General features: G+C 59.5%; 23 protein-coding genes. 10 read left to right on the forward strand and 13 right to left on the reverse strand.

Annotation, left to right across the window (positions count from 1 at the left end; translation table 11 throughout):
- Positions 1 to 26: 26 nt before the first annotated feature.
- The 11 genes from DW796_RS06780 to DW796_RS06830 all read right to left on the reverse strand — a co-directional run bounded on the left by DW796_RS06780 (position 27) and on the right by DW796_RS06830 (position 12,009).
- A complete protein-coding gene (locus DW796_RS06780; RefSeq protein WP_118094664.1) occupies positions 27 to 1,172 on the reverse strand; it encodes a DUF4179 domain-containing protein in 1,146 nt (381 codons plus the stop codon).
- A complete protein-coding gene (locus DW796_RS06785) occupies positions 1,153 to 1,713 on the reverse strand; it encodes an RNA polymerase sigma factor (protein ID WP_118094665.1) in 561 nt (186 codons plus the stop codon). Before DW796_RS06785 ends, DW796_RS06780 begins: the two co-directional genes overlap by 20 nt.
- Positions 1,714 to 1,945: 232 nt before the next feature.
- Positions 1,946 to 2,656 carry a metallophosphoesterase gene (locus DW796_RS06790; protein ID WP_117639531.1) on the reverse strand — a complete coding sequence of 237 codons (711 nt, stop codon included), beginning with the start codon at positions 2,654 to 2,656 and terminating at the stop codon, positions 1,946 to 1,948.
- A complete protein-coding gene (locus tag DW796_RS06795; protein ID WP_118094666.1) occupies positions 2,653 to 4,572 on the reverse strand; it encodes a BMP family ABC transporter substrate-binding protein in 1,920 nt (639 codons plus the stop codon). Before DW796_RS06795 ends, DW796_RS06790 begins: the two co-directional genes overlap by 4 nt.
- Positions 4,573 to 4,666: 94 nt before the next feature.
- Positions 4,667 to 5,434, reverse strand: a complete 768-nt coding sequence (locus tag DW796_RS06800) for a mechanosensitive ion channel family protein (RefSeq protein WP_117635370.1) — start codon at positions 5,432 to 5,434, stop codon at positions 4,667 to 4,669.
- Between the two features lie 335 nt (positions 5,435 to 5,769).
- A complete protein-coding gene (locus DW796_RS06805) occupies positions 5,770 to 6,564 on the reverse strand; it encodes an ABC transporter ATP-binding protein (RefSeq protein ID WP_022093887.1) in 795 nt (264 codons plus the stop codon).
- Entirely contained in the window at positions 6,557 to 7,480 is a 924-nt protein-coding gene (locus DW796_RS06810; RefSeq protein ID WP_117775872.1) for an ABC transporter permease, read from the reverse strand. The genes DW796_RS06805 and DW796_RS06810 overlap by 8 nt, the downstream gene beginning before the upstream one ends.
- 204 nt (positions 7,481 to 7,684) lie before the next feature.
- Positions 7,685 to 8,665 (reverse strand): ABC transporter substrate-binding protein, encoded by a 981-nt coding sequence (locus DW796_RS06815; protein ID WP_118094667.1) that lies wholly within the window; start codon positions 8,663 to 8,665, stop codon positions 7,685 to 7,687.
- A gap of 160 nt (positions 8,666 to 8,825) precedes the next feature.
- On the reverse strand, positions 8,826 to 9,611 hold the full coding sequence (locus tag DW796_RS06820) for a hypothetical protein (protein WP_118094668.1): 786 nt from the start codon (positions 9,609 to 9,611) through the stop codon (positions 8,826 to 8,828).
- Between the two features lie 249 nt (positions 9,612 to 9,860).
- A complete protein-coding gene (asnS, locus tag DW796_RS06825; protein ID WP_117635367.1) occupies positions 9,861 to 11,264 on the reverse strand; it encodes an asparagine--tRNA ligase in 1,404 nt (467 codons plus the stop codon).
- A 181-nt stretch (positions 11,265 to 11,445) separates the two neighbouring features.
- On the reverse strand, positions 11,446 to 12,009 hold the full coding sequence (locus DW796_RS06830) for a PTS glucose transporter subunit IIA (RefSeq protein ID WP_117583092.1): 564 nt from the start codon (positions 12,007 to 12,009) through the stop codon (positions 11,446 to 11,448).
- 246 nt (positions 12,010 to 12,255) lie between these two features.
- Here DW796_RS06830 and DW796_RS06835 point away from each other — a divergent pair, with 246 nt between their 5' ends.
- Complete coding sequence (locus DW796_RS06835) at positions 12,256 to 13,158, forward strand: alpha/beta hydrolase (RefSeq protein ID WP_117583091.1); 903 nt, start codon at positions 12,256 to 12,258, stop codon at positions 13,156 to 13,158.
- Between the two features lie 272 nt (positions 13,159 to 13,430).
- Here the strand turns inward: DW796_RS06835 and DW796_RS06840 are convergent, their stop codons facing one another.
- Positions 13,431 to 14,081, reverse strand: a complete 651-nt coding sequence (locus DW796_RS06840; RefSeq protein ID WP_117775869.1) for a GntR family transcriptional regulator — start codon at positions 14,079 to 14,081, stop codon at positions 13,431 to 13,433.
- Positions 14,082 to 14,335: 254 nt separating this feature from the next.
- Here DW796_RS06840 and DW796_RS06845 point away from each other — a divergent pair, with 254 nt between their 5' ends.
- The 7 genes from DW796_RS06845 to DW796_RS06875 all read left to right on the forward strand — a co-directional run bounded on the left by DW796_RS06845 (position 14,336) and on the right by DW796_RS06875 (position 23,370).
- Positions 14,336 to 15,112: a dimethylarginine dimethylaminohydrolase family protein gene (locus DW796_RS06845; protein WP_117635364.1), complete on the forward strand. Its 777-nt coding sequence runs from the start codon at positions 14,336 to 14,338 to the stop codon at positions 15,110 to 15,112.
- Positions 15,113 to 15,221: 109 nt separating this feature from the next.
- A complete protein-coding gene (locus DW796_RS06850; RefSeq protein ID WP_118094669.1) occupies positions 15,222 to 16,685 on the forward strand; it encodes a basic amino acid/polyamine antiporter in 1,464 nt (487 codons plus the stop codon).
- 464 nt (positions 16,686 to 17,149) lie between these two features.
- Positions 17,150 to 17,470, forward strand: a complete 321-nt coding sequence (locus DW796_RS06855) for a hypothetical protein (RefSeq protein WP_118094670.1) — start codon at positions 17,150 to 17,152, stop codon at positions 17,468 to 17,470.
- A gap of 121 nt (positions 17,471 to 17,591) precedes the next feature.
- On the forward strand, positions 17,592 to 19,952 hold the full coding sequence (gene feoB, locus DW796_RS06860; protein WP_118094671.1) for a ferrous iron transport protein B: 2,361 nt from the start codon (positions 17,592 to 17,594) through the stop codon (positions 19,950 to 19,952).
- A 123-nt stretch (positions 19,953 to 20,075) separates the two neighbouring features.
- A complete protein-coding gene (locus DW796_RS06865) occupies positions 20,076 to 21,272 on the forward strand; it encodes an MFS transporter (RefSeq protein WP_117786144.1) in 1,197 nt (398 codons plus the stop codon).
- 154 nt (positions 21,273 to 21,426) lie between these two features.
- Positions 21,427 to 22,803, forward strand: coding sequence for an alpha-amylase family glycosyl hydrolase (locus DW796_RS06870; RefSeq protein WP_118094672.1), 1,377 nt, complete (start codon positions 21,427 to 21,429; stop codon positions 22,801 to 22,803).
- A 3-nt stretch (positions 22,804 to 22,806) separates the two neighbouring features.
- Positions 22,807 to 23,370, forward strand: coding sequence for a DNA-deoxyinosine glycosylase (locus tag DW796_RS06875; protein ID WP_118094673.1), 564 nt, complete (start codon positions 22,807 to 22,809; stop codon positions 23,368 to 23,370).
- 1 nt (position 23,371) lies between these two features.
- Here the strand turns inward: DW796_RS06875 and DW796_RS06880 are convergent, their stop codons facing one another.
- On the reverse strand, positions 23,372 to 24,034 hold the full coding sequence (locus tag DW796_RS06880; protein WP_118094674.1) for a hypothetical protein: 663 nt from the start codon (positions 24,032 to 24,034) through the stop codon (positions 23,372 to 23,374).
- 92 nt (positions 24,035 to 24,126) lie between these two features.
- Between DW796_RS06880 and DW796_RS06885 the strand changes: the two genes are divergently transcribed.
- Positions 24,127 to 25,263: a pyridoxal phosphate-dependent aminotransferase gene (locus DW796_RS06885; RefSeq protein ID WP_118094675.1), complete on the forward strand. Its 1,137-nt coding sequence runs from the start codon at positions 24,127 to 24,129 to the stop codon at positions 25,261 to 25,263.
- Between the two features lie 505 nt (positions 25,264 to 25,768).
- The gene (rplJ, locus tag DW796_RS06890; protein WP_089572500.1) at positions 25,769 to 26,290 is read left to right on the forward strand and encodes a 50S ribosomal protein L10; all 522 of its coding nucleotides are present in this window, start codon (positions 25,769 to 25,771) and stop codon (positions 26,288 to 26,290) included.
- The last annotated feature ends 32 nt before the right edge of the window (positions 26,291 to 26,322 follow it).

Raw genomic sequence — 26,322 nt, forward strand, 5'->3', positions numbered from 1 at the left:
TTGCAGCGACGGACCTCGGGACGCTCTTACACCACGTCTGCGCGCGCCACCATGGGAATGACCGTATCGCCAATTTGTACGCTTGCAATCTTGTCTGTGTCACAAACTTGCGAGAACGGCCAGGTCTTGTGGACATCAGTGGTGCCGTTATCCAGTTTATTTGCGAAATAGCCGCTGTGGCTGGTTGCGTCCTCAACATGACCGTCTTTGAACGTCACGATGAGGGGTATGTTGCCAACGGCATCCATAGACTCCTCCATGTTTTGAGACATCTTGCCGCTGTTGTTGTCGTGTTCGATGGAACGATCTATGTTGTAGCGGACTGAAACGCCAACGCAGGATACGGTGGCCTCTTGAATCGTCGCCTTGGTGCCGTTAAAGTTGACCGATTTGGGCGCGGGAATCGTAACGGATGTATCTTCGTAATTCAGCTGGAACTTAAGATCCCATGGGCCCGTAAGTATTTTCTTATACTCGGGAAGCTCTTTGCCAGCACGTGGCACAACGAGAGAGTTGATATGCGTGCGGACGGTCCTGCCCATAAGGCCGGGTGATTCAACGCTGAACTGTGCAAAGTATTGAATGCTGGAGTCATTGGGGTTCTTGTCAATGAGCCATGATTGGCCTTGGCCGCCATGCTCGCCATCAACGTATACGTTTCCATCGACACTTCCGGCGATAGTTCCGTTCTCGCCCGGCTCGGAAAGCTTTTTCAGGGCAGCGGGATCGTCGAACGTAAGCGTATAGGCGATGGTAACCATATCCTTGTCGCCCATGATGGCGTCGGCGGTCACGGTGACTCCGTTGTTGGAGCAGCTAGCACCGACGGGCCGGCCAATACGGTCGATGATCTCGGTTTGAGAAGCAGGTCCGTCAAAGATGTCGGAAAGCATGTCAGAAGGAAGCGGCAGGACGCCTGTTGCCATAGCCGTGCCAGCGCCTCCAATGACGATAGCGAGGACTGCCGTTACAGCGGCAATGCGAGCGACTGTTCTTACGGGATGGCGGGCGATGCGCGGCTTGCGTCGCGTGCCATTAAAGTTGCTTTGAGCGGTCGCCGCATCGCTCGAGGCGACGGACTGAGCAATCGAGTTTGCCATGTGCTGCTTCGCATTATCGGTAAACGAAATGTGCTCCAGGGCGTGGCGATAGTCATTCGAATTCGTAGTCATTGTGGTCTCCTTTCAAGGAAAGCCGAAGTGACGCACGTCCGCGGCTAAGGTGCTGGGCGGTTGCAGCTGGCGTCGCGTGAACGGCGTCTGCGATTTCCCTGATGCTCATGCCTGCGTAGTAGTGCAAAAAGATGGCGATGCGCTGTGCTTGAGGCAGGACCGTGACAGCGGAAAGAATGGCGCAGTCGCGTTGCGCGAATTCTTGCTCGGTATGTGTTACGGGTGCGCAGAAATCGGGGAGCGAATCGAGGTCGACAACCGGGTGATTCGCGTGCGTACGGCCGATATCGCGACATGCGTTCAGTGCGACTCGGATCACCCAAGCACGTTCGTGTTCGAGCGAGTCGAACGGTTGAGTGCGCTGGAGAATCTTGATCAGCGTGTCCTGGCAGATGTCTTGAGCGTCGTCAGCGGATCCAAGGGCCGAATAGCACAATCGAAGGATGAGGTCGGAATACGTGTCGACCAAGCGCTTTGCTTCCCGCTCGATCTGATCGGCATCGCATCGGAGCGTGCTATTGCGGTTACGGCGTGCAGGCATAGTGTCACCTCCAATTGGTCGTGGTGGATATAGGGAAGGCGTCTCGCGAGGTCCCTCTACATACAACACGGTCGAGACTGCATAAGTTGACAAAAAAAGACGGCACGTGAGCGCCGTCCTTACAAAACAATGAGTGTTCTCGTTAATTACACAAGCACCGTGATGGACAGGTCGGACGAGTCAGCAAAACCACCATAAAGGTGCCTATCCCCTTCGTGGTGGTTGTTGGCAGTTACCAGGGGGTTCTGGCGGTTGAAGACTCGATTGCTTCGTGGCGTTTGAGCTCGCGGCGCATGGTTTGCGAGTTGAGCCAAGCGGCCTTCCAACCGCGCGTGGGGTAGCGCGCCTCGTCAATTTCGATCTTGGTATAGCCGCAGGCGTTGACAATCTTCGTTCCGCATGGGTGTTGGCGCTCGCGTTGAAAGTTGGGGCCGTAGCTTTGGTGCACATGCCCGTGAATCATATAGTCGGGACCCCAAGACTCAAGAGCCGCATTAAAGCACTCGAATCCTCGATGCGGCAGGTCGTCCAGGTCGCCCATGCCTGCGACGGGTGCATGGGTAAGTAGAATATCGCATCCGTCTACCAGTGCGATTTTTCGCGATAGCTTGCGCATGCGTTTTGCCATCTCGCGCTCGGTATACATGTTCGCGCCGTCGCGGTAGCGCATGGAACCGCCCAGACCCGCAATGCGAATACCTCGGTACACATATACGCTGTCCTCAACACAAATGCACCCGCCCGGTGCATGGCGCGCGTAGCGGTCGTCGTGGTTGCCACGAACGTACACAAGCGGTTTGTTGATGACAGTGACCAAAAACTCAAGATAGTCCGGATCCAGGTCGCCTGCGGATAGAATCAGGTCAACGTCCTCAAAGCGCTCCTTGCGAAAACATTCCCACAGGCAGCGCTCCTCTACATCGGCAATGGCTAGGATATTCATAGGGCACGGACCTCCGGCTCGTTATCGAGCTGCGGAATCGAGCCTATAACGTTGTCAGCCAGCCAGTTCATCTCGACAATCTGCGTACTCGGCAGGGGAGGGAAGCCCTCAATCTGAACCACGCCGTCCTGGCTGTGGAGCTCGCCGCCAAATGGGTTGATGGAGCCCTCGACAATGCCGTTGCGAAGCAGCTGCACAAGTTTACGCGTCTGATAGGGTAGGCCCGGAGCGTAGCGAATATCGATGACGCCGGAGCTCATACCGTACCAGTAATTGACGGCGCGCACCTGCTGGTCATCGGCGGTCTCGTCCCATGTGCCGTGCAGTAGGCTGCGTACGATGAGTTCGTAGTAACGGCCCCAGTTCCATACCGGCATAGCAATACCGGTAACTTCCTTGCCGTTTACCAGACGGTGAAGCCCGTAGGCGGTGGGGTCCTCGAGAGACTTGGACATATCGGCGCCGGTCATGACGCTCACGCCTTCGCGGCACATGGCCTCGGCAAGGCCTCCGGCGGGCACATCGCCCCAGGTCAGGATAATTTGCGCACGGGGGTCGAGCAGCGAGGCGCCAATCGCAAAGGCGTTGATCTCGCTGAGTGCGCCCGAGGCGAAGACTGACGCGTGATAACCGATGCGGTGGTTGTCCGCCATGCTGGCGGCAAGGGCGCCCAGGAGAAACTTGGCCTCGTACATCTTGCCAAAGTACGATCGGACGCTTTGGTGGGGAAGGCCGATAGAGCAGTTAAGGAACCGAACCTGGGGATACTCAACCGCAGCCCTGAGCGTGTATTCCATCAGGCGGTGCGAGGTCGAGAAGATGACGTTTGTTCCATGTTTGACAGCCGTTTCCACGGCGGCGTAGAACACGTCCGGATCGTGACAGTCCTCGAACGCCTCGGTGCGCACGATACCGCCAAAGTGCTCATCGAGATACTGACGTCCTTGGTCGTGCAGGCTGTCCCAGCTCGACGTCGCACAGGGGAACTCATGGATAAAGGCGATGCGCAGGGGGTTGGCCGCCGAATAGACGGTCTTGCCCATAAAGAAGTTGAGCACGCCGGAGGTGGACTTGGCGGGTGTCTCTTGCTCATCGACGCTCGGCGCTTCGACAAGATCGACTTTGTCCTCGTCGCTTTTGCCGGCAATGACAAGCTCGCGCCAAATCTTGCACAGACGGTTGACGACGATATCCGTCGGCGTATCCAGCAGACGGTCCTGGTTGTAGACGTTGAGGTAGACGAGCATGGCATCGGCAGGCGTAATGTCCAAGTGGTCGCCGCCCGCGCGAAGATAGGCGCGCTTAAAGAGCAGGAAGGTGTGACGTAGGTAGTCGACCTTCTTTTGAGGCCATTTTTCGACAAGATCTTGGCCGAGCATTTTGGCAAGCATCTCGTAGCTGCCCTCGCGCGAAAACTCAATCTCGTACAGGGGGCATACGTACCAAAAGGCGCAAAACTCACCGTACAGGCGGCTCTCGACGGAATCCCACTTACCGGGGTACAGACGCGTCACCTTGGCCGAAACCGTCGGAGCGTCAAGGAATTTGAGGACGCTGACACGCTTGTTGCCCTCTTGGACGTAAAAGCGGTGCATGAACTCGGTGACGATGATGGGGTCGCGGTAGCCCTCGGAGATTTGGATATCGTAGAGGTTGGACCATTTGCGGGCGAATTCGGTATTCCAGGGGAGCAGCGGCATAAAGTTACACGAAAAGGCGGACTGGCGACCTTTGGTAACCGTGCCGACGACCATTTCGAGCGGAATGTCCCGCAGGCCGATGTTCTCGCGCTGCCCGCAGGGAAGCTGGGCGACCAAGCTGTCGAGGTCCGTAAGATATGGATGCTCGCTTTGGCTGATGGCGCGACGGCGTCCCTGTTCGCCGCGCTTGCGCGCTTGACGATAGGCCTCTTCCATGGTGTCTACTCCCTTAGTCGTTTAAACAACGATATGAACCATGGTACCACGATGCGAAACCACCACAAAGGTGCCTGTCCCCTTTGCGGTGGTTTTAGGCGATGATGGGGGCGATGGCGCGGATGCAGGCGTCGGCTGCCGTAAAGGTGGTGCTGTCGTCACTGACGATAAAGATGATCTTACCCTTAATGCCAAAGTCGCCGATCTCGCTAAAGAGCACGTAGGGTTCCTTGTCAAAGCCCGAGATGGGTGAAACGGCGACCTTGGTGGCACAGGCGAGCTCGTCTGCCAGCGCATCGAGCGAGTCCCACTTTGACGTGTCCTTCACCGCGACGGGAACGACAACGCGTCCAAAGGGCATGAGGTGCACGAGTGTGTTCTTGGAGATGTTGGAGTTGGGGACGATGATGGTCTGTCCGCAGGCGTCCTCGATGGTCGTGTGGCGCCAAGTGATGTCCTGGACCACGCCCGACACGCCGCCGACCTCGATATTGTCGCCGGGCTTGATGATGCCCATAAAGGTCACTTGCATGCCGCCGATAAGGTTTGATAGCGTGTCCTGAAAGCCGAGCGAGATGGCGATGCCGCCGACGCCAAGAGCGGCGACGAGCGCGTTTGCGTTAATGCCAAAGCAGTTGTCGAGGATAAAGCTGCCGCCGATCATCCAAATGACGGCACGCGCGATGTTGATGAAGATGCTCGATGCGGGAAGCGGGTTGTCGTCTCGGTTGAGTAGGTGGCGCAGGGTCTTGGATGCCACCTTGGCGGCGATGGCGGTGACTATTACCAAGATGACGGCCCAGATGATGTTGTGGACCCAGCGCTGCTCAAAGAAATGAAGAATCGGTTCAAACAATTCCATGTAGGGAAAACCTCCTAATGATCATTCAACCATGATACCCACCAAAAAGCCCGTCCGATCACATCGGACGGGCCGATAACTTGAGATGGGGTGGCCGCGGTGGCGTAAGCTGGGCCGCCGGCGAGCACGCCGGCAAGGAGTGCGGCGGTCAAGCAAGACGGGGAAGGAGTCTTCTCATGGCAGTTTCCTTAGTTCTTAACCAGTGGTTCCTGCTGACGCTGGATTATCGACATGATATGCGAAAACCGTCGCAAAGGTATCTGTTCCTTTGCGGCGGTTTTGACGTTTGCGCAGATAAAACCTGCCAAAATAAACCTGTCCCTTATTGGCAGGTTTTAGCTCAGCAGCATGCGGTCGTTGGCGAGCTCGCCGCCCGAGACCTCCTCGAACTTCTGCAGCAGGTCGGCGACGGTGAGCGACTTCTTCTCGTCGCCCGCCACGTCGTAGATAACGTGGCCCTCGTGCATCATGATCAGGCGATTGCCCAGACGGATGGCGTCATTCATGTTGTGCGTGACCATGAGCGTGGTCAGGTGGTTCTCGTCGACAATCTCCTCGGTCAGATTGAGCACCTTAGAGGCGGTCTTGGGGTCGAGTGCCGCGGTGTGCTCGTCGAGCAGCAGCAAGCGCGGCTTGGTGAGCGTGGCCATGAGCAGCGTGAGTGCCTGGCGCTGGCCACCCGAAAGCAGGCCGACCTTGGCGTTGAGGCGCGTGTCCAGGCCAAGGTCCAGGCGCTTGAGCAACTCAACGTACTCGTCCTTCTCGGCCTTGGTGACGCCCCACGAAAGGCCGCGACGCTGGCCGCGACGCTTGGCGAGGGCCAAGTTCTCGGCAATCTGCATGTCGGCTGCGGTGCCGCGCATGGGATCCTGGAACACGCGGCCCAGGTACTTGGCGCGCTGCGACTCGCTCAGGCGCGAGATGTCGGTGCCGTCGAGCTCGATAACGCCCGAATCGAGCGGATATACGCCGGCAATCATGTTGAGCAGCGTGGATTTGCCGGCGCCGTTGCCGCCGATCACAGTTACAAAGTCGCCGTCGTTGAGGGTAAGGTCGACGCCGGTGAGCGCGCGCTTCTCGGTGACGGTGCCCTTGTTAAAGGTCTTCTTGACGTGCGAGAGCTTAAGCATCTGCCTCATCTCCCTTCGTGTAGGAGCTGCGGAGCTTATAGCGCTCCCAAACCACGGGCACGCACAGGGCCACGGCGACAATCACGGCGGAGAGCAGTTTCATGTCGTTGGCGTCCATGCCCAGCTGCAGCACGATGGCGCGGATGAGGAAGTACACCACGGAGCCAAAGACGGCGGAGGCCAGACGGACGGAGAACTGCGTGAGACCGCCGGGCAGCAGGCGGCCGAGCACCTCGCCGATGACGATGGCGGCAAGACCGATAACGATGGCGCCGGTGCCCATGCCAATGTCGGCATACTTCTGGCTCTGGCAGATGAGCGCACCCGAAAGGCCAATGAGGGCGTTGGAGAGCACGAGGGCGATCATTTTGGTGGTGTTGGTGTTAACGCCCAGGGCGCGGATCATGTACTCGTTGTTGCCGGTGGCACGCAGTGCCGAGCCGATCTCGGTGCCAAAGAACCAGTACAGGATGGCGACGATGGCCACGGCCAGCACGATGCCTAGGATAATGGCAACAGTGGACTGCGGCAGGCCCGTCATGTTGCTGACAGACGAGAAGATAGTGCCCTTGGCAAGGATGGGCGTGTTGGACTTGCCCATGATGCGCAGGTTGATGGACCACAGACTGATCTGGGTGAGGATTCCGGCGAGGATTGCGGGAATCTCAAAGACGGTGGTCAAAATGCCCGTGACCGCGCCCGCGATGGCGCCGGCGCACATGCCGGCCAAAACGGCGAGCAGCGGGTCGACGTCGTTATTGACGATGAGCACGGCGCAGACACAGCCGCCGAGGGCAAAGCTGCCGTCGCAGGTCATATCGGGGATGTCGAGCAGGCGGAACGTGATAAACACGCCAAGCACCATAATGCCCCAGAGGACGCCCTGCGAAACGGCGCCCTGCAATGCAATGAGCATGCTTCATACCTCCTAGGATAGGGTGGACACGTGATTTTCCATAATAGCGGTACCAATGCATAAAAGAGCTGCGGACGGATGTTTTGTCTCATCCGAAACAAGCAGGGCGAACGCCGGTCTTTAGCGTTCGCCCCAAGGACTCAGATATTGAATAACGCGGCTGTGGCGCGCGTGCGGGCCCTAGACGCGTTACCGCGCATGGCGCTACTCGTCCAGAGCGGAAAGGTCGATGCCTAGGGCCTCGGCCATCTCGTCGTTCTTGACGACGACCAGGTCCTTGCTCGAGAGGTGCTTGATCGGCATATCCTCGGGCTTGGCCTCGCCCTTCAGGATCTTAACGGCCATCTCGCCCGCGGCGTAGCCCAGGTCCTTATAGTTGATGGAGAGGGTGAACAGGCCGCCGGCCATGCACATACCCTCCTCGCCGGTCACGAAGGGGAGCTTATTCTCCTTGCAGATCTGGCCGACCTGCGAAGCGCCCGCGGCGATGGTGTTGTCAGTGGGGGAGTACAGCGCGTCGACCTTGCCCACGGCAGACTCGACGACGGACTGAATCTCGTTGGAGCTCGAGACGGTGAAGTCAGTGTACTCGAGCCCCAGCTTGTCGAGCTCCTTCTTGGCGGCCTTGATCTGGACGTCGGAGTTGGACTCGGCGGTGCAGTAGAGCAGGCCGACCTTTTTAACGTCGGGCAGGACCTTCTGCATCATCTCGAGCTGCTCGGCGACCGGGGTGAGGTCGGAAGCGCCCGTGACGTTGGTGCCGGGCTTGTCGTTGTCCTGGACCAGGCCGGAAGCGGCGTAGTCGGTGATGGCGCAGCCAACGATGGGGATATCGGCCGTGGCGCCGGCGGCAGCCTGCGCGGCGGGCGTAGCGATGGCATAGATCAGGTCGACGCCATCGCCCACGAACTTGTCGGCGATGGACTTACACGTGGACTGGTCGTTCTGGGCGTTCTTCTGGTCGATCTTGACCTTAAGGCCGCTCTCCTTGATGGCCTTGACAAAGCCGTCGTTGGCGGCATCGAGTGCGGAGTGCTCGGTGAGTTGCAGAACGCCGATGGTGTAGTCGGAACCGGCGGCAGCAGAGCCGGAACCAGAGTTGCCGCCGCATCCGGCGAGCGGGGCGAGCGCGAGCAGACCGGCGGAGACCAGAAGGCTCCTGCGGCTGATGGTGATGTCCTTCATATCATTACCCCCAGTATAAAAATGGCTGGAAACACTGCACTGGGACAAAGTGCAAGTGGAACTATAGTAGCGCTGATGTCCATTTTTACAACAGCCTGGCGGGTTTTTTAATACAGAATCGGATGGGCGGTACGGGTAGTCGAATGGACGGCGGAGGGTCTTATGCGGTGGGGGCGGCGTCGTCCTCGTCCAGGGCGGCGAAGAGCTTCTTGCCGTCGAGGAGACGTGTGGTGACGTTTCTCATGCGGCCGATCTCAACGGTACGCAGCGTGTCGTCGGCGCCTCGCGCGTCATAGACCGTTCCCAGCAAATACGAGATGCCGTCTCGTTGCTTGATGGCAAAGGGCCGGAGTGTCATCCGTGCCACTTCGACCTCTCCGCGTGCCGTGACACTCGAAATATCAAAACTCACCGTGGTTCCGTGGTCGATGGCCTGCTCGATGAGCTCGCAGGCATCGATGCGCTTGACGGGCGTGCGTGTGGCCTTGGTGGATTTGCCGCCTACGCTTGGAGCAGGCTCGGGTGCATCGAGGTAGCCGCGAACGTCGGCGCTCGCCATGGCGACCAAGTGCTGCGCCATGCTCTTGCGGATAGCGATAGGCGTGGAGCGGTTGCGCATGACCATACCGTGGAGCCGGATGATCTCTTCATCGGTGAGCGGGCGGGTAAGAAGTTTGTAGCCCACGCCGCGTTTGTACTCAATTTCGTATCCGGCATGGCGAAGCGCGGAGATGGCGGTGTAGATGCTGCGCCGCGCCGCCGAGATGGGCATGCGGGCGGGGTCGTCGGGATGGGCGAGGCACCGGATCAACTCATCGGAAAGCATGGCCTTGTCCTCGCCGGTGTTTTCGCTTAATAGTTGCAGGATGCGAACGGCGCGATAGGCTGCCATCGAAGCGGCGCCCCTCGTCGTGGTGTCGTAGGTTTCAACAGCGGCTTCGGTCATGGTGTCCACGTCCTTTCCGTTTTGGGTGGCGACGGTATGGAGCCTAGGACGTGGGGCTTTCCCAGGGGCGCAGGGCGCTCTGGGCGGTCGGTAGTCGTCGGCAAGCGGCGGGTCGAGTTTTCAACAGCCCTGCCCAACTGACCAAAAACTTGCCAAAAGCTTGACGGATGCTGTTGAAAAAAGCGCCCCTCGGCTTGCCGAGAGGCGCTGGCGTGATGCGCTGGAACGCGTTTGGTGGCGCTGTGGCGATTAGAAGTCGGCGTTGCCCACGGTGCGCGGGTGCGGCAGGACGTCGCGGATGTTGCCCACACCGGTCAGATACATGACCAAGCGCTCGAAGCCCAGACCGTAGCCGGCGTGCTTGCAGGAACCGTAGCGGCGCAGGTCAAGGTAGTACTTGTACTGCTCGGGATTCATACCCAGATCCTTGATGCGGGCCTCGAGCAGATCCAGGCGCTCCTCGCGCTGGGAGCCGCCGATAATCTCGCCGATACCGGGAACCAGGCAGTCGGCGGCGGCGACGGTCTTGCCGTCCTCGTTCATGCGCATGTAGAACGCCTTGATCTCAGCCGGGTAGTCGGTTACGAAGGTCGGTCGCTTAAAGTGTTCCTCGGTCAGGAAGCGCTCATGCTCGGTTTGCAGGTCGATGCCCCAGCTCACGGGATAGTCAAACTTGTGACCGGCGGCGACGGCCTGCTCCAGGATTTCGACGGCCTCGGTATAGGTGACGCGGGCGAAGTCGGAGTTGGCGACATGGTCCAAGCGCTCGAGCAGACCCTTGTCCACAAACTTGTTGAGCATATTGAGCTCGTCGGGGCAGGTGGCCATAACGTCCTTAAGGACGTACTTGAGCATGGCCTCGGCGTTATCCATGTAGTCGTTAAGGTCGGCGAAGGCCATCTCGGGCTCGATCATCCAAAACTCGGCGGCGTGGCGCGTGGTGTTGGAGTTTTCGGCGCGGAAGGTGGGGCCAAAGGTGTACACGTCGCCAAAGGCCATGGCGAAGTTCTCGGCGTTGAGCTGGCCGGATACGGTAAGGCTCGCGTGCTTTCCAAAGAAGTCCTGGCTCCAGTCAACCTCGCCGGACTCGGTGAGGGGCGGATTTTTGGGGTCGAGCGTGGTCACGCGGAACATCTCGCCGGCACCCTCGCAGTCACTCGTGGTGATGATGGGGGTGTTGACGTAGACAAAGCCTTGCTCCTGGAAGAAGCGGTGGATGGCGGCAGCCGCGACAGAGCGGATGCGGAACACGGCGCGGAACAGGTTAGTGCGCGGGCGCAGGTGCTGCTGGGTGCGCAGGAACTCGACGGTTGCGCGCTTCTTCTGCAGCGGGTAATCCGGGGCGCTGACGCCCTCGACCTCGATGGAGGTGGCAGAAAGCTCGAAAGGTTGGGGCGCATCGGGGGTCAGCTTGACGGTGCCGGTGCAAATGAGTGCGGCCGAGACGTTTTGATGGGCGATCTCGTCGTAGTTGTCGAGTGCCTCGCGGTTCATGACGACTTGCAGGTCGCGGAAACAGCTGCCGTCGTTGAGCGTGACAAAGCCAAAGTTCTTCATGTCGCGGACGGACTTGACCCAGCCGGCGACGGTGACGGTCTGGCCGCCGAGCGACTCGGCATCGGCATAGAGCTGCGCGATTTTGGTGCGGTTCACGTATCCTCCCATAACGGTTGAATGATAGTTATCCATACAGTTCGATATTCTAGCAGCTCGGCTCATTTGGGCTATACAGATAAGGCATTGGCGGGATGGTTTTTCAAACGAAAAGCGCCCGCGGCCAAATGGTCGCGGGCGCTTGACGAGGTGCCTTTTGGCTGTGTGGTGCGGGGCCTGGCTACTTGGTCTTGGCAACCAGCAGCGGATCGCCAAGCTTGACGAGCGGATTGCCGCCGATAAGCGTGCCAGACTCGCCGACGTGGTCGATGCTCTTGAGGCGGTCGAGCTCAGAGATGATGACGGTCACGATGTCCTCGTGACCGGCGGCCTTGATAGCGTCGCGGTCGAAGCTGATGAGCGGCTGGCCGGCCTTGACCGTGTCGCCCATCTCGACAAAGCGGGCAAAACCCTTGCCGTTCATTTCCACGGTGCCCAGGCCAACATGGATGAACACGCGAAGACCGTCCTCGGTGATCATACCGATGGAGTGGTTGGTGACGGTGGTGGCGCCGATACGGCCGTTAGCGGGGGCGTAAATGGTGCCGGTAATGGGCTCGATGCCGTAGCCCTGGCCGAGCATGCCCGAGGCGATGGTCTCGTCGGGAACCTCACTCAGATTGACGAGCACGCCGTTGACAGGAGCGTAGATGACGCCTTCGCGGGTGGCGAAGCTTGCTGCGGGCGGAACGGACGCCTCGCCCGACGAAGTGAACGTGGACTTGAGCGAATCGAGCAGACCCATAGATGCCTCCAACGTATCAGGCGCGCATGTTGCACGCGTGTGGTTTGCCGGAAACGTTTCGTACGTGTTTCCCAGCACGGTCAGCGCTCCTATTTTACGCTGTCCAACGATACCTCTGAACAGCGATTTTGTGATATATCAGTTGAAGGCCAACTTATTGCGGGGGTGTTTCTGCGCCGCGGGCTCAAGTGGGGTACGCTAAGGTGCGAAAAACGAGTGCGCACGAATCGCACGGAGGGAGCACCTATGATTATTGAGAACCATGCGCTGTGGGGCGAGGAGCCGACCGAGGATTATCCGGCGACGTTTACGTATCTGGGTGCCGAGCCGCTGCCCGACAAGCCCAATGGCCGCCGCCCCGCGGTGATTATCTGCGGCGGAGGTGCGTTTACGCATATCGCTCCGCATGAGCAGGATCCCGTGGCGTTTGCGTTTTTGGATCACGGTTACCAGGCCTTTGTGCTCAACTATGTGACGAGCGGCACGGGTGACGTAAGTTTTCCGCACCCGCAGGCAGATCTTGCCAAGATGGTCGCCACGGTGCGTGCGAATGCCGACGAGTGGCATGTCGATCCCAAGCGCGTGTGCGTCGTGGGCTTTTCTGCGGGCGGTATGATCTGCGCCTCGCTGGCAACACAATGGAAGGCTGGTCCCTTCGCGGGCCTGGCAGGGGCGCGTCCGGACGACATTCGTCCCGATGCCGTAGTGCTGGGCTATCCGCTGCTCGACTTTGCCTATGTGCGCGACATGCAGACGCGCGACCCGCGCATCGACCTGCGCGTGCCAAAGACGGGCGGCAAGACGGGGCGCGATCTGCTCAACGACTACCTGTCGATGGTGACGGGTGGCGAGGCAACTGACGAGCATTTGGCCGATATCTGCCCCACCACACATGTTTCGCGTCAGATGCCGCCAACCTTTGTGTGGGGCGTGTCCGACGACAAGACGGCGCCGATCGCACAGGTCTACCCGTTTGCCCAGCGCATGGCCGAGGAGGGCGTCGTATGCGAGATGCACGTCTTTGACCAAGGTGGTCACGGCCTTTCGCTCGGCAACGCCAATACCGCGGTCGATAACGAGGACAAGCAGGTGGCGGTCCGTCCATGGATTCGCCTAGCCTTCCGCTTCCTGGAGCGCCACGGTTTCTAGTTACGCGGTTTTACCAAACCGCGTAACAGCTCGACGCTGCAAGCCCGCCAGAGCGGCAATCTGCCTTTCAACTTCGGCGGCATGACCAGAAGGTCAATGCCGCCTCGTTTCAAGGCACCTTGCTCGCTCTGGCGGGCTTTCGCTGTCCGATCCAAAGCATCGGCGTTGTCTTGGCTGCCAGAAGAATGATCCCTCGGGGACGGAGGAAAGCGGATTAGTTTGGGCGGTGCTGTCGCCAAGGTTTAAGACCGACGTCGTCCCTTGTTGTTTTCCTACCAGACGGTGAACTGGGCGTTTTCTGTGTTCCAATGGACATCGCGAACGTAGTCGCGCACGCCCGTCGCATCTCGTGCTTCGAACAACTCAAGAATATGAGCATGTTCGTTGTTGGCTTTATTGAGCAGCTTACACGCCGTCTCCTGGTCAACAGTCTCGTAATCGCGCTTGATAAAGCAACGCTCGAGCTGCGAGATCATATCGCGCAGACGGTCGTTGCCACAGCGGTTGAAGTACGTAAGGTGAAAGTCTCGCTGAATGTCGTCATACTTACGGATGAGACCGCCTTGGATCGCGAGGTCCATGGAGCCGACGAGAAATTTCAGCTGCGTAATATCGTCGTCAGTTAGATTCGGACAGGCGAGATATGCGGCCTGCCCGTCGAGCGGCCCCATAATCTCAAAGACTTCAACGGCGTTTTGCTGATCGAACCCACGGACGCGGAATCCGCGGCGGGGGAGATTGTCCAGGTAGCCATCGCTTGCCAGCTGGATGAGCGCCTCGCGGACCGGCGTGCGCGACACGCCCATGGCATCGCAGATCGCTTGCTCGCTCAGCCGGTCGCCGGCGGACAACTCGCCGGCGTCAATACGGCTCGAAATATAGTCGTATACGTGGTCCTTCAGGGGCCTTCTGAGCGTTTCCATGAGCTTGTGTTCCTTAACGGTATATTTCTAAAATTAAATACGTTTCGCTTGAATAGCTCAGTCGAATTATAGAACGACCAGCTAAATCGTGCTACTTTGCGCCGATAAGCAGGAATACGCTTACCGAGGATTATCTACCGTTCGGGATTGTATACAATATACAAAACAGCAAAGACACCCTAAGATAAAGCCATCGGAAGGAAGGCGGACGCAAGGAAGTCCGCTCAGTACTATGAGATCCAAGGAGGATCATCATGACCAAGTTCAGCCACGTCATCATCCGTCGTCCCGGCAAGTCCCTGAGCAATGGCATCACGAGCGCTCCCGAGCTTGGCCAGCCCATCTACGAGCGCGCTATCGAGGAGCATTACGATTACGAGCACGCACTCGAGCAGTGCGGCGTTGACGTGTCGGTGCTGCCGGCACTCGAGCAGTATCCCGACAGCTGCTTCGTCGAAGATCCGGCCGTTATCACTCGCTGCGGCGCCATCATTACCAACCCCGGCGCCGACAGTCGTAATGGCGAGAAGGACGAAATCGAGCCGGTCGTCCGTCGCTTCTTTGACGACGAGCATGTCAAGCACATCGTTTCTCCGGGCACGCTTGACGGCGGCGACGTCATGATGGTCGGTGACCATTTCTACGTCGGTCGCTCCGCTCGTACCAACGAAGAGGGCATTCGCCAGTTCTGCGAGATTCTCGAGGGCTGGGGCCTTGAGGGTTCTGAGGTTCCGCTGGAGGAGGTCCTGCACCTCAAGACGGGCGTCAACTACATCGAGGACAACAACATGCTCGTCTCCGGTGAGTTCATCGATAAGCCCGACTTTGCCCAGTACAACAAGATCGTCGTGCCCGAGGACGAGGCGTACGGCGCAAACTGCATCTGGGTCAACGGTACGGTCATCGTTGCCGAGGGCTATCCGACTGTGCTCAAGGCCGTGCAGGATCTGGGCTACAAGACACTCGTCGTTGACACCTCCGAGTATCGCAAGGTCGACGGCGGCCTTTCTTGCCTGTCGCTGCGCTTCTAACGCGATAGCTGTAACAGTCTGATGATCGCTTGACCGATGGCCCGGCACCCGATTCGGGACGTCCGGGCCATCTTTCGTTCGATCACATGATGAAGGGGGTGCACATACAATGGCCTCTAAAGCTCAAAATGAAGAGATTATCGACCCTAATGGCCTCGATCTCTTTCGTCTGACCATGATGGTTATTACCGCCAGTATTTGTGGCGGCATCTTTTCGCTTGCCGGCGATATGGCAGCAGGCGGGGCAAATACCGGTGCGGTTATCGTCTCGTGGGGAATTTGCTTTATTGGCGTCTTTGCGCTGATGATGGTGTTCAACGGTTTGTCTCAGGCCCGTCCCGACCTGACCGGCGGCATCTATGCATACGCTGCGGCCGGTTTTGGCGATTACATTGGATTCAACTCCGCTTGGGGCTACTGGATCAGCGCATGTCTTTCCAACGTGAGCTTTGCGCTCTTGCTGTTTAGCGCGCTGGGCTATTTCTTCCCCGCGTTTGGCGCGGGTAACAACCTGCTTTCTATCGTCTGCGCCAGCGTGTTTTTGTGGTTCCTTACCGCCCTTGTGCTTCGTGGCGTTAAGGAGGCTGCGTGCATTAACACAATCGTCACGTTGGCGAAGCTGGTGCCGTTGGGGCTCTTTGTGCTGAGTATCGTGCTCCTGGGTAAGTTCAACGTCGATATCTTTATGGACAACTTCTGGGGAGAGCCGGCTGGTCCTGGCTTTGGCGAGCAGGTTGTCTCGACCATGATTGCCCTTGTCTGGGTCTTCACGGGCATCGAGGGCGCTGTCGTTATCTCGGGCCGTGCTAAGTACGTGCGTGACGTCGGCCGCTCGACGGCGCTCGGATTTGCGGCTGTATTCACGCTGTATCTGATCATCTCGATGCTGTCGCTCGGCATTATGCCGCGCGAGGAGATGGCACAGCTTGCAACGCCCTCCATGGCGGGAATTCTCGAGTGCGCAATCGGTCCGGTTGGTGCTGCCATCGTAAACCTTGGCGTTATCCTTTCGTTGGTCGGCGCGCTGCTGGGCTATGTCATCATTGCGTCCGAGACGCCGTTCGAGGCGGCGCGCCAGGGATCCTTCCCTCTGGCGTTTGCCAAGACGAACAAGCACGACGCCCCGGTGGTAACGGTTCTCGTGAGCTCCGGCATTACGCAGCTCTTCTTGATCGTGTCGTATGTGGCGGCGAGCACCTACCAGTTCTTCTATAGCTGCGCAGTCAACACGATTCTGGTTCCGTATGTCTGCTCGGCTGCCTATTACATGGTGATTGGTTGGAAGAAGGAGCATCTGGACGGACCGCATGCGCCAAGCGTCGGCAAGGCGCGATTCTTCGGCACGCTCGGCTTCATTTACACATTGTTCCTTGTGTGGTCGACGGGCCTCCAGGGCGTCATGATCACGACGATCCTTTTTGCTCCGGCCATTCCCGTTTATATGCTGGGCGAGCGAGGTCGCGGTAAGCCGGTACTTCCGCACCTGCACGACAAGCTGATCGCAGCGGTGGTCATTGTCGTGGCGGTCATCTCGCTGTATCTGCACTTTGCCGGCATTGCGCCGATAGTCTAAGACTGCGGCAAGCTTCATCGCTTGGTAAGCCGACGGAGGCGTCGCGTGCCGGTGCCGTTCGGTAATCCTTAACTGACGTGGGCCTCTGTAACGTGCCTTTGTGAGCGCCCACCAAGCCCGCGCAGGTGACATTTGTTGCCAGCGCGGGCTTTTGCTGTTGCGGCGAAATAGTTCCTGTTTTTGCTGGTTAAAGCATCAAACAGGAACTATTCCACCGCAACTTGTTTTGATTCGCTGGGGGACGGAGGAAGCGGCGATCCGGAATCCACCTGCACAGTCGCTCCGCATCCCGTCCGTTGGCGCAAGTGGTACCAAATGTAATCTGCCCCCCCCCTTGCACGCTTGTCCTCCTTGCAGCAATCTGTTGGTTGAACGTCGTTATGTGCTTGCAGTTTCTGGGCAAGCCGTCTCGCAGCAAAGTAGACTAGATGGCCATTTCAAAAAGCCTACTCAGAGGAGGAACCATGCTTGAGGGTACGTATGTGGTTTCGGCCCAGACGCCGGTGGGGAGTAGACGCGGCGAGGTGACGTTTTCACATGGGGTGAACGGCGCGCTCAGGGCAGTACTAAACGTCAGGGGTCTCAATATCGCTCTCTCGAGTGCCCGTGCTGAGGGCGATTTCTTTGAGCTCTTGGGTACTATCTCCCACGTCTTGATAGGCAAGGCGCCCTTTACATGCACGGGGTCGGTCGAGGGTGATCGACTCACTGCTACCGCGCGGTCGGGTTCCGTTTCGATCTCGCTGAGCGGTATGCGTAAAGAGCCTTCGGGGCGCACCGCATAAAGTTTGCGCAGGTAAACATCGGTATTTGACTTTATAAAATAGTTCAGAGCGCTATCATTTGTCGTTACGAGTTGGTTAACCCCGGTAAACGGTTAACCGCGTCTAACGAAAGGATGAGCGCGTGAAGCTCGATACACTCGAGATTGGAAAGGACGCCGTTGTCGCATCGGTGACATCCGACGACCAGGCGCTCCGTCAGCATATTTTGGACATGGGCCTGACGCCGGGCACCGAAGTCACCATGATGAAGTACGCCCCCATGGGCGACCCGCTCGAGATTCGCCTGCGTGGCTACGAGTTGACGCTGCGCAAGGACGATGCCGCTCGCATCGAGCTCGTGGGTATTCACGACACCGATACGGGTCCGCGCGCTAACGCCGCAATCGGCACGACGGAGCATCCGGCACTCGGCGAGGGGACGTATTCGCCCCGTGCGGCAAAGACGGCCGTGCCCGAGGGCGCGCCGCTGCACTTTGCCCTCGCCGGCAACCAAAACTGCGGCAAGACCACGTTATTCAACCAGCTGACGGGCTCCAACCAGCATGTCGGTAACTTTCCCGGCGTGACGGTCGACCGCAAGGACGGCACTATCCGTAACCACCCCGAGGCGAGCGTTACCGACTTGCCCGGTATTTACTCGTTGTCGCCGTACACGGGCGAAGAAATCGTCAGCCGCCAATTCATCTTGGACGAAGACCCCGACGCCATCATCGACATCATCGACGCCACCAACATCGAGCGTAACCTGTACCTGACGCTGCAGCTTATGGAGCTCGATCGTCCCATGGTCATCGCGCTCAACATGATGGACGAGGTGACGGCCAACGGCGGCGCCGTGGACGTCAACCTGCTCGAGAGCCTGTTGGGCGTGCCCGTTGTCCCCATTAGCGCTGCCCGCAACGAGGGTATCGGCGAGCTGGTGGATCATGCCTTGCACGTGGCGCGGTTCCGTGAGCGCCCCGGTCGCCTGGACTTCTGTGCGCCCGATGGTCCAGACGGCGGTGCACTGCATCGCTGCATCCACGGCATTGCCAACCTGATCGAGGACCATGCCGCGACGGCGCACATTCCCGTGCGTTTTGCGGCGACCAAGCTGGTTGAGGGCGACGAGCTGGTGACCGAGGCACTTCATCTGGATCGCAACGAGCTTGACGCCATCGAGCACATCATTACCCAGATGGAGGGCGAGGCCAGCACCGACCGTCTATCTGCGCTGGCCGACATGCGCTTCGGCTTTATCGGCGACGTGTGCGGGCGCTGCGTCGTAAAGCCGCACGAGAGCCGCGAGCACGTGCGCTCCGTCAAGATTGACCGCATCCTGACAGGTCGTTACACAGCCATTCCGGCGTTCCTGGTGATCATGGGCCTCGTCTTTTGGCTGACGTTTGGCGTGATCGGCGCGGCGTTGCAGGGACTTATGGAGGACGGCATCGCTGCCATCATCGCCTCGGCCGATGCGGGTCTCAAGGCGTTCGGCACCAACGACGTGGTGCGCTCGCTGGCCGTCGACGGTGTTCTCACGGGCGTGGGCAGCGTGCTGACCTTCCTGCCGATCATCGTCGTGCTCTTCTTGTTCCTCTCCATTCTGGAAGACTCGGGCTACATGGCGCGCGTGGCCTTTGTCATGGATAAGGTATTGCGTCGCTTTGGCCTGTCGGGCCGCAGCTTTGTGCCCATGCTCGTCGGTTTTGGCTGCACCGTGCCGGCTATCATGTCGACCCGTACGCTCCCATCCGAGCACGACCGCAAGATGACGGTCATGCTCACGCCGTTCATGAGCTGTTCGGCCAAGTTGCCGGTCTACGGTCTGCTGTGCGGGGCGTTTTTCCCGCAGGCGACAGTTCCCGCCATGGTCTCGCTCTATCTGATTGGCATTGCGGTCGGATGCATAGCGGCTTTGGTGCTCAACCGCACGGCATTTAAGGGCGACCCGGTGCCGTTTATCATGGAGCTCCCCAATTACCGCCTGCCGAGCGTTAAGACGACGGTGATGCTGGCATGGGATAAGGCCAAGGACTTCATCACCAAGGCCTTCACCATTATCTTTGCCGCTACGGTGGTCATTTGGTTCCTTCAGACGTTCGACATCCGCTTTAATGTGGTCGCCGATCAGTCGCAAAGCCTGCTTGCGGGTCTCGGCAGCATCATCGCGCCGGCGCTGGCGCCGCTTGGGTTTGGCGATTGGCGAGCATCCACGGCGCTCGTCACCGGCCTTATCGCCAAGGAGAGTGTCATCTCGACCCTCACGGTGCTTTTGGGCGCGACCTCGCCCGCGGCACTGTCGACCATGTTTTCGCCGTTTACCGCTTACGTGTTCCTGGTCTTTACGCTGCTGTACCCGCCCTGCGTGGCGGCCATCGGTGCCGTCAAGAGCGAGCTGGGTGCGCGCTATGCCGTTGCCGTGTTCGCGTTTCAGGTGACGGTCGCCTGGATCGTGGCGTTTGTCGTGCATTCGGCGGGCATATTGTTGGGGTTGGCTTAGCTATTTATTGACGGCGCAACCCCTGTGTATTGAGTTGATTGCGGTCCCGCATCTGTACTGACGGATGCGGGGCCGTTGCTATATAATCGCCCACCGCCCATGACAATCGGAGAGGTTTCCTACATGACCCAGGCAAGACAAGATGGCATCTCGCTCAAGCAGTGGCTCCCGCTTATCGGGCTCGCCTGCTGTTCGTTCGTGTTCAACACATCAGAGTTCATGCCCATCGGCCTTCTGACTGATATCGCCGCGTCGTTCTCGCTCACCGAGGCCCAGGCAGGCATCATGATTTCGGTCTATGCCTGGGGCGTCATGCTGCTGTCGCTGCCGCTTATGGTGTTTGCCTCGCGCTTTGAGTTCAAGCGGATGCTGTTGGGCGTTTTGGCCGTGTTTTCGCTCGGCCAGTTCCTGTCCGCTGTGGCGCCCACCTATCCTATTTTGGTTTGCGCGCGTCTGGTGGTCGCCTGCGCGCATGCCGTGTTCTGGTCAGTCGCTTCAATCATGGCCTCGCGCCTGGTCGACAGTCGCCACGGGGCGCTCGCCATCAGCATAATCGCCACGGGCTCGTCCATCGCGCAGATCTTTGGCCTGCCGATCGGCCGCGCCATCGGACTAGCTGTGGGCTGGCGCATGACGTTTGCCGTGGTCGGTGCCTTCTCTGCCGCCGCGGTGGTGTACCAGGCCGCGGTGTTCCCGGCCATGCCGGTGGGCGAGCGCTTTACCGTTAAGCAGCTGCCCGAGCTGCTCAAGAATCCATTCCTCATCGCGCTTTATGCGGTCACGGTGTTCATGGCAACCGGCTATTATGCGGGTTACAGCTATATCGAGCCGTTCCTGGCGCAGGTCGCGCACGTCGACGCAAGCGCTATTACCATGACGCTGACGGCGTTTGGCTGCTCCGGTCTGCTCGGAAGCTGGCTGTTTGGCCGCCTGTTCGATGGGCATCGCTTCCCGTTCTTGGCTATCACGCTCTCCGGCGTGCCGGTGGCTCTGCTGCTCATGGGTCCGGTCGCATCGTCGCTCGTAGCAGTGCTTGCCGTCTGCGCGCTATGGGGCTGCTGCTCCACAGCCTTTAACGTGGCGTTCCAGGCCGAGCTCATCAAGTACACACCGGCGGATTCGTCGGCCGTCGCCATGTCGATCTTCTCGGGCCTGTTTAACCTCGGCATCGGCACGGGCACCGCAATCGGCGGCGCCGTGGTTTCGGGTCCCGGTATCGCTTGGATTGGCTTTGCGGGCGGGGCGATTACCGTCGTGGGCGTCATCCTCGCCATTACGGTGCTGTTCCCGGTCATACGCCGCGCAAAGCCCGTCGCCTAATCACGTTCCCTCATCAGTTGCGGTGGAATAGAGACTGTTTGCCCGGTTTATTGGTCTCAACAGTCCCTATTTCACCGCAACTTATTTTGGGGGAGGGGATGCGCGGCGGGCATACAATGGATGGCGTTGCGTGAAAGATTGCCGGGAGGTTGCTATGTGGGCATACGAGACGACGTTCTATCAGATCTATCCGCTGGGCTTTTGCGGAGCTCCGCGCGAAAACGCCGCCCCTGTTGCCGAGGATGAACTCGCCCAGGCTGCCAACGCTGCGCCCAACCCCGATGCGCCCATAATGAAGATTGCCCAATGGGCCGACTACCTGCAAGAGCTCGGCATCGGTGCTGTGCTCATTAACCCGCCGCTCGAATCCGACAGTCACGGTTACGACACGCGCAGCCTGCGCCATATCGACCGTCGCCTGGGTGGGGATGCCGACTTTGCCGCCGTGTGCGAGACACTGCATGCCCATGGCATCCGTGTGGTGCTTGATGCCGTCTTCAACCATGTCGGTCGCGGTTTTTGGGCCTTCCGCGATGTTCAGGAGCGCAAGTGGGACTCGCCCTACAAGGACTGGTTTCACATTAGCTTTGACGGCGACTCCTGCTATGGCGACGGCTTTTGGTACGAGGGCTGGGAAGGCCATTTTGAGCTTGTGAAGCTCAACTTGCAAAACCCCGCCGTGGTCGATTACCTGCTTGAGTCCGTGCGTCGCTGGGCCGAGGGCTTTGGCATCGACGGCCTGCGCTTGGACGTCGCCTATATGCTCGATCGCGATTTTATGCGCCGCCTGCATACTTTTACCCGTGAGCTCAAGCCCGATTTTGTGCTGATTGGTGAGACGCTCCACGGCGACTACAACCAGATCGTCAACGACGAGATGCTCGACTCCTGCACCAACTACGAGTGCTACAAGGGCCTGTACTCCAGCTTTAACTCGGTCAATATGTTCGAGATCGCGCATTCGCTGCATCGCCAGTTTGGCGGCGATCCGTGGTGCATCTACCGCGGCAAGCACCTGCTGTCGTTTGTCGACAACCACGACGTGCCGCGCCTGGCAAGCATCCTCACCGACAAGTCGTGCCTGCGTCCCGCCTATGGCATGCTCTTTGGCATGCCGGGCATTCCGTGCGTCTACTATGGCAGCGAGTGGGGGATTGCCGGCGAAAAGGGCGGCCCCGATGGTGACTGGGCGCTGCGACCTGCGCTCGATGAGCCTGCGCCCAACGAGCTGACGGCGTTCATCACGCAGCTTGCGCACCTTCGCTCGGCCGATGACGCGGCGGCCTGTGCTCTCAACTACGGTGCCTATCGCAACGTGGTGATCCAGAACAAGCAGCTGCTGTTCGAGCGCGCCTGTGATGACGCGACGGTGCTCGTGGCGGTGAACGCCGTGGGCGAGCCTTACACCTTTGGCGCCGGCGAGCTCAACGGGTCCTTTGTCGACCTGCTTGCCGACGATGCGCCCACGGTCGAGCTGACGGGTACCCTTGAGCTTGCACCCTACGAGGTGCGCTATCTGTTGAGAGCCTAGCCCATGGCCGTGTCTGACGAGGACTATCAACATATTGAGCATGGGTTTGAACCCGTGTTTGACGAGCGCTCGCGCGTTTTGGTGCTCGGATCGTTTCCCTCGGTGCTTTCGCGCGCCAACGCCTTTTATTACGGCAACCCTCAGAATCGCTTTTGGCGTGTGATGGCCGCGTGCCTCGGTGTGCCCGTGCCGCCCAACGAGGGAGACTCTTTGGCGAGCGGCGAGCCCGCGACGCTCGACGCCTCGGTTGCTGCCAAGCGGGTTATGCTGCTCAACGGCGGTGTGGCCCTGTGGGACGTGATCGAGAGCTGTGACATCAAGGGCTCAAGCGACGCGAGCATCAAAAACGTCGTTCCGGCGCATGTCGAGCGCATTGCCGGCGCAGCTCCGATTGAGCAGGTGATATGCAACGGTGGTACAGCTGGCCGGCTCTACAAGCGCTATCTACAAGAACGCACCGGGCTGCCCGCCATCGTCCTGCCCTCGACAAGTCCCGCCAATGCCGCCTGGCGTCTGGGGCGTCTTGTTGAGCGTTGGCACGAAGCCGTTGACTGGGGCGCCCTGTAATTTAGATATCTGATTGAGCATGGGCGCCGAGGCGTTTGATGATGGCGTGCCAGATCGGCGCGGGCAGCGCGGGCTCGACACGCACCATGCCGTCGGCGTTGACGCTACCGGCATCGCCGCCGCCGAGCAGCTGGGCGTGCTCAACTGAGCAGCCCATGCGCACGGCACCCACAAGCTTATCCATCGCTTCCGAAAACGGTCGCCGCAAGAGTCCCATGCGCGGGGAGCGACGAAGCGCCGCAATGCCGCTGCCGGCGCAGATGGCAACGCCGCCACACCACAATTGGTCATGGCGCTCACATGCCTTGTGCAGGCGAACGGCGGCCCCACGCGCCTGCTCAGTGCCCTCTTGTGCGGCTCGAATCGCGGCATAGACGCGCGTTCCCGTACCGCCAAAGCGCTCAAGCGTCTGCTCGATAGCTGTCAACGTCTCATCGTCAGCCACATCTTCAATGGCCAGCACGATGCCATCGGCAACGCTGCCGGCGTCATTTGCCTTCAAGTCGACCGGGCGGGGGAGTGCGGTGCCGGAAAGTTGAGCATAGGCGGCGATGGCATCCTGCAGGTCCCAGAGCAAAAAATCAAGATCGGCGCTATTGGGAATACTGATATACGCAATGGTGTGCAGTGTTTTTGGTACATCGCCGCGCGCGGTCGTCTCCATGCCATCTCCTTTCCGGCTCGTTTCCGTTTAGGTTACACCGTCTGGTGGCGCTGGGCGCGCTATCCTAGTGCAACCCTTACGAAAGGAACGCCATGCGTCTGCCCATGAATACCTCGCTTGCCACGCTCAAGCCCTCCGGCATCCGTCGGATTAACGCACTCGCCGCTCAGCACCCGGGATGCATCGCGCTTGCGCTTGGCGAGCCCGATTTTCCCACGCCCGATGTGATTAGTGCCGAGGTGACCGCCGCACTGGACCGCGGTGACACGCACTATCCGCCCAACAACGGTCGCCCCGCCCTGCGTGATGCACTGTCCAAATATATGGATGACGCGGGCCTGGCGTTTTCCGCCGATGAGGTCATCCTGACCGACGGCGCGACCGAGGCACTGTCGGCAACATTCATGGCCATGCTCAACCCCGGCGACGAGGTCATTATCCCCACGCCGGCCTTTGGCCTGTACGAGAGCATCGTTGTGGCCAACCACGCCAAAGCGGTCTTCTTGGATACGGAGCCCGCGCAATTCCAGATTGACGAGGATGCGCTTCGTGCTTGCGTGACGCCGGCGACCAAGGCCATCGTCATCTGCTCGCCCAACAATCCCACGGGTTGCATCCTCGACACGGCATCGCTCGACGCCGTGGCGCACGTGGCGGAGCAGGCGGGCATCTACGTGGTCTGCGACGACGTATACAACCGCCTGGTTTATGTGGATGGCTACGAGCGCTTTGCCCAGCGTCACCCGGAGCTGCGTGAGCAGACGGTCGTCATCGAGAGCTTCTCCAAGCCCTGGGCTATGACCGGCTGGCGCCTGGGCTGGCTCGCAGCAGCGGCACCCGTCATCGCCGAGATCGCAAAAGCTCACCAATACTTAGTATCGAGCGCCGTTTCATTTGAGATGGACGCTGCAGCTCGAGCTCTGACCGTCGACTCCACCCCCATGCTCGAAGTCTACCGAGCTCGTCGCAAACGTGTACTCGCAGCCTTAGAGGCCATGGGCCTCGACGTAGTGGAACCGGCAGGTGCCTTCTACGCCTTCCCCAGCATCAAACAATTCGGCCTAACAAGCGAAGACTTCTGCATCAAAGCCATCAAAGAGGCAAACGTAGCCCTAGTCCCGGGCGACTGCTTCGGCACCGAAGGCCACGTCCGCCTCAGCTATTGCGTTTCCGATAAAGACCTGGACGAAGGCCTCCGCCGCCTGTCCACCTTCCTTTCAACCTTGTAGCCATCAGGGACGCAACATATCAGCCCACCGACTTAAGGCTTATGAGTGGGGGCGCCGGCCAACGGGAAACCGGGCTGCCCCAAAGTCACCGCAGGCCGCGCCGCCGAAGGCCAGGCGCAAGGTTTTCGTAGATTCCGCACGAGCCGAAGAGCACTTAATGTGCTCTTCGTGCGAGCTCAGGACCTGACCGAGCGAAAACCTTGCGCCTGGCCTTCGGCGGCGCGGCCGGATGGTGGAATTGTGTGCAGCCCGGTTTCCCGTTGACCGACGCCGGGGTCCCCGCCATAATACTTTCGGTTCACGCACGAATCCGCTGCCAGAGACAGCCGGCGCAAACGGGTCTTACCCGCGAGCTTAATGGGACTTCCCGCCAGCCGAGGTGGTCGAGTAGATATGTCTTCTCGCCCCCGTCGCTCATGCAGCGCGGGGGCTTTCTTTTTGGACATGCCCCCGTCACGTCCTTGTGGCGGACCGTGCCCGGAAAGAATTCGAGGAGGTGTAATTCATGCCCCAGCAGTACAAAATCGACAAGGTTGCAGAGATCGAGTCCCGTATCGCCGAGAACGCCGGTCTGTTCGTCGTCAACTACAACGGTCTGACGGTTAAGCAGGCTCAGGAGCTGCGTCATCAGCTTCGCGAGTGCGGCGCCGAGATGAAGGTCTACAAGAACAACCTGGTCAAGATCGCTCTCAAGAACCAGGAGCAGCCCGAGCTCGACGAGATCCTCGCCGGCCCCGTCGCTTATGTGTTCTACGAGACCGAGCCGGTCGAGGCCGCTAAGGCCCTTAAGGACTTCTCCGCTAAGTCCAAGGGCGTCCTTGAGATCAAGGGCGGTATCTCCGACGGCAAGGCCGTTTCCGCTGATGATGTTAAGGCTATCGCCGAGCTGCCCACCAAGGATCAGCTTCTCGGCCAGATCGCCGGTCTCATCTCCGGTTTCGCTCGCGACATCGCTGTCTGCGTCAACGGCGTTTCCTCTGGTCTCGCTCGTTCGATCCAGCAGGTCTCCGAGCAGAAGGCAGCCTAGTTGCTGTTTTCACCCGCGGCGGCAACGCCGCA

The organism is Collinsella sp. AM31-2AC (assembly GCF_003469285.1).
GTDB classification, from domain to species: Bacteria; Actinomycetota; Coriobacteriia; order Coriobacteriales; family Coriobacteriaceae; genus Collinsella; species Collinsella aerofaciens_AT.

Bases quoted from the DNA above. Each gene is read 5' to 3' on its own strand.
- DW796_RS06780 (WP_118094664.1), bottom strand. From the start codon at position 1,172: ATGACTACGAATTCGAATGACTATCGCCACGCCCTGGAGCACATTTCG.
- DW796_RS06785 (WP_118094665.1), bottom strand. From the start codon at position 1,713: ATGCCTGCACGCCGTAACCGCAATAGCACGCTCCGATGCGATGCCGAT.
- DW796_RS06790 (WP_117639531.1), bottom strand. From the start codon at position 2,656: ATGAATATCCTAGCCATTGCCGATGTAGAGGAGCGCTGCCTGTGGGAA.
- DW796_RS06795 (WP_118094666.1), bottom strand. From the start codon at position 4,572: ATGGAAGAGGCCTATCGTCAAGCGCGCAAGCGCGGCGAACAGGGACGC.
- DW796_RS06800 (WP_117635370.1), bottom strand. From the start codon at position 5,434: ATGGAATTGTTTGAACCGATTCTTCATTTCTTTGAGCAGCGCTGGGTC.
- DW796_RS06805 (WP_022093887.1), bottom strand. From the start codon at position 6,564: ATGCTTAAGCTCTCGCACGTCAAGAAGACCTTTAACAAGGGCACCGTC.
- DW796_RS06810 (WP_117775872.1), bottom strand. From the start codon at position 7,480: ATGCTCATTGCATTGCAGGGCGCCGTTTCGCAGGGCGTCCTCTGGGGC.
- DW796_RS06815 (WP_118094667.1), bottom strand. From the start codon at position 8,665: ATGAAGGACATCACCATCAGCCGCAGGAGCCTTCTGGTCTCCGCCGGT.
- DW796_RS06820 (WP_118094668.1), bottom strand. From the start codon at position 9,611: ATGACCGAAGCCGCTGTTGAAACCTACGACACCACGACGAGGGGCGCC.
- DW796_RS06830 (WP_117583092.1), bottom strand. From the start codon at position 12,009: ATGGGTCTGCTCGATTCGCTCAAGTCCACGTTCACTTCGTCGGGCGAG.
- DW796_RS06835 (WP_117583091.1), top strand. From the start codon at position 12,256: ATGATTATTGAGAACCATGCGCTGTGGGGCGAGGAGCCGACCGAGGAT.
- DW796_RS06840 (WP_117775869.1), bottom strand. From the start codon at position 14,081: ATGGAAACGCTCAGAAGGCCCCTGAAGGACCACGTATACGACTATATT.
- DW796_RS06845 (WP_117635364.1), top strand. From the start codon at position 14,336: ATGACCAAGTTCAGCCACGTCATCATCCGTCGTCCCGGCAAGTCCCTG.
- DW796_RS06850 (WP_118094669.1), top strand. From the start codon at position 15,222: ATGGCCTCTAAAGCTCAAAATGAAGAGATTATCGACCCTAATGGCCTC.
- DW796_RS06855 (WP_118094670.1), top strand. From the start codon at position 17,150: ATGCTTGAGGGTACGTATGTGGTTTCGGCCCAGACGCCGGTGGGGAGT.
- DW796_RS06865 (WP_117786144.1), top strand. From the start codon at position 20,076: ATGACCCAGGCAAGACAAGATGGCATCTCGCTCAAGCAGTGGCTCCCG.
- DW796_RS06870 (WP_118094672.1), top strand. From the start codon at position 21,427: ATGTGGGCATACGAGACGACGTTCTATCAGATCTATCCGCTGGGCTTT.
- DW796_RS06875 (WP_118094673.1), top strand. From the start codon at position 22,807: ATGGCCGTGTCTGACGAGGACTATCAACATATTGAGCATGGGTTTGAA.
- DW796_RS06880 (WP_118094674.1), bottom strand. From the start codon at position 24,034: ATGGAGACGACCGCGCGCGGCGATGTACCAAAAACACTGCACACCATT.
- DW796_RS06885 (WP_118094675.1), top strand. From the start codon at position 24,127: ATGCGTCTGCCCATGAATACCTCGCTTGCCACGCTCAAGCCCTCCGGC.
- rplJ (WP_089572500.1), top strand. From the start codon at position 25,769: ATGCCCCAGCAGTACAAAATCGACAAGGTTGCAGAGATCGAGTCCCGT.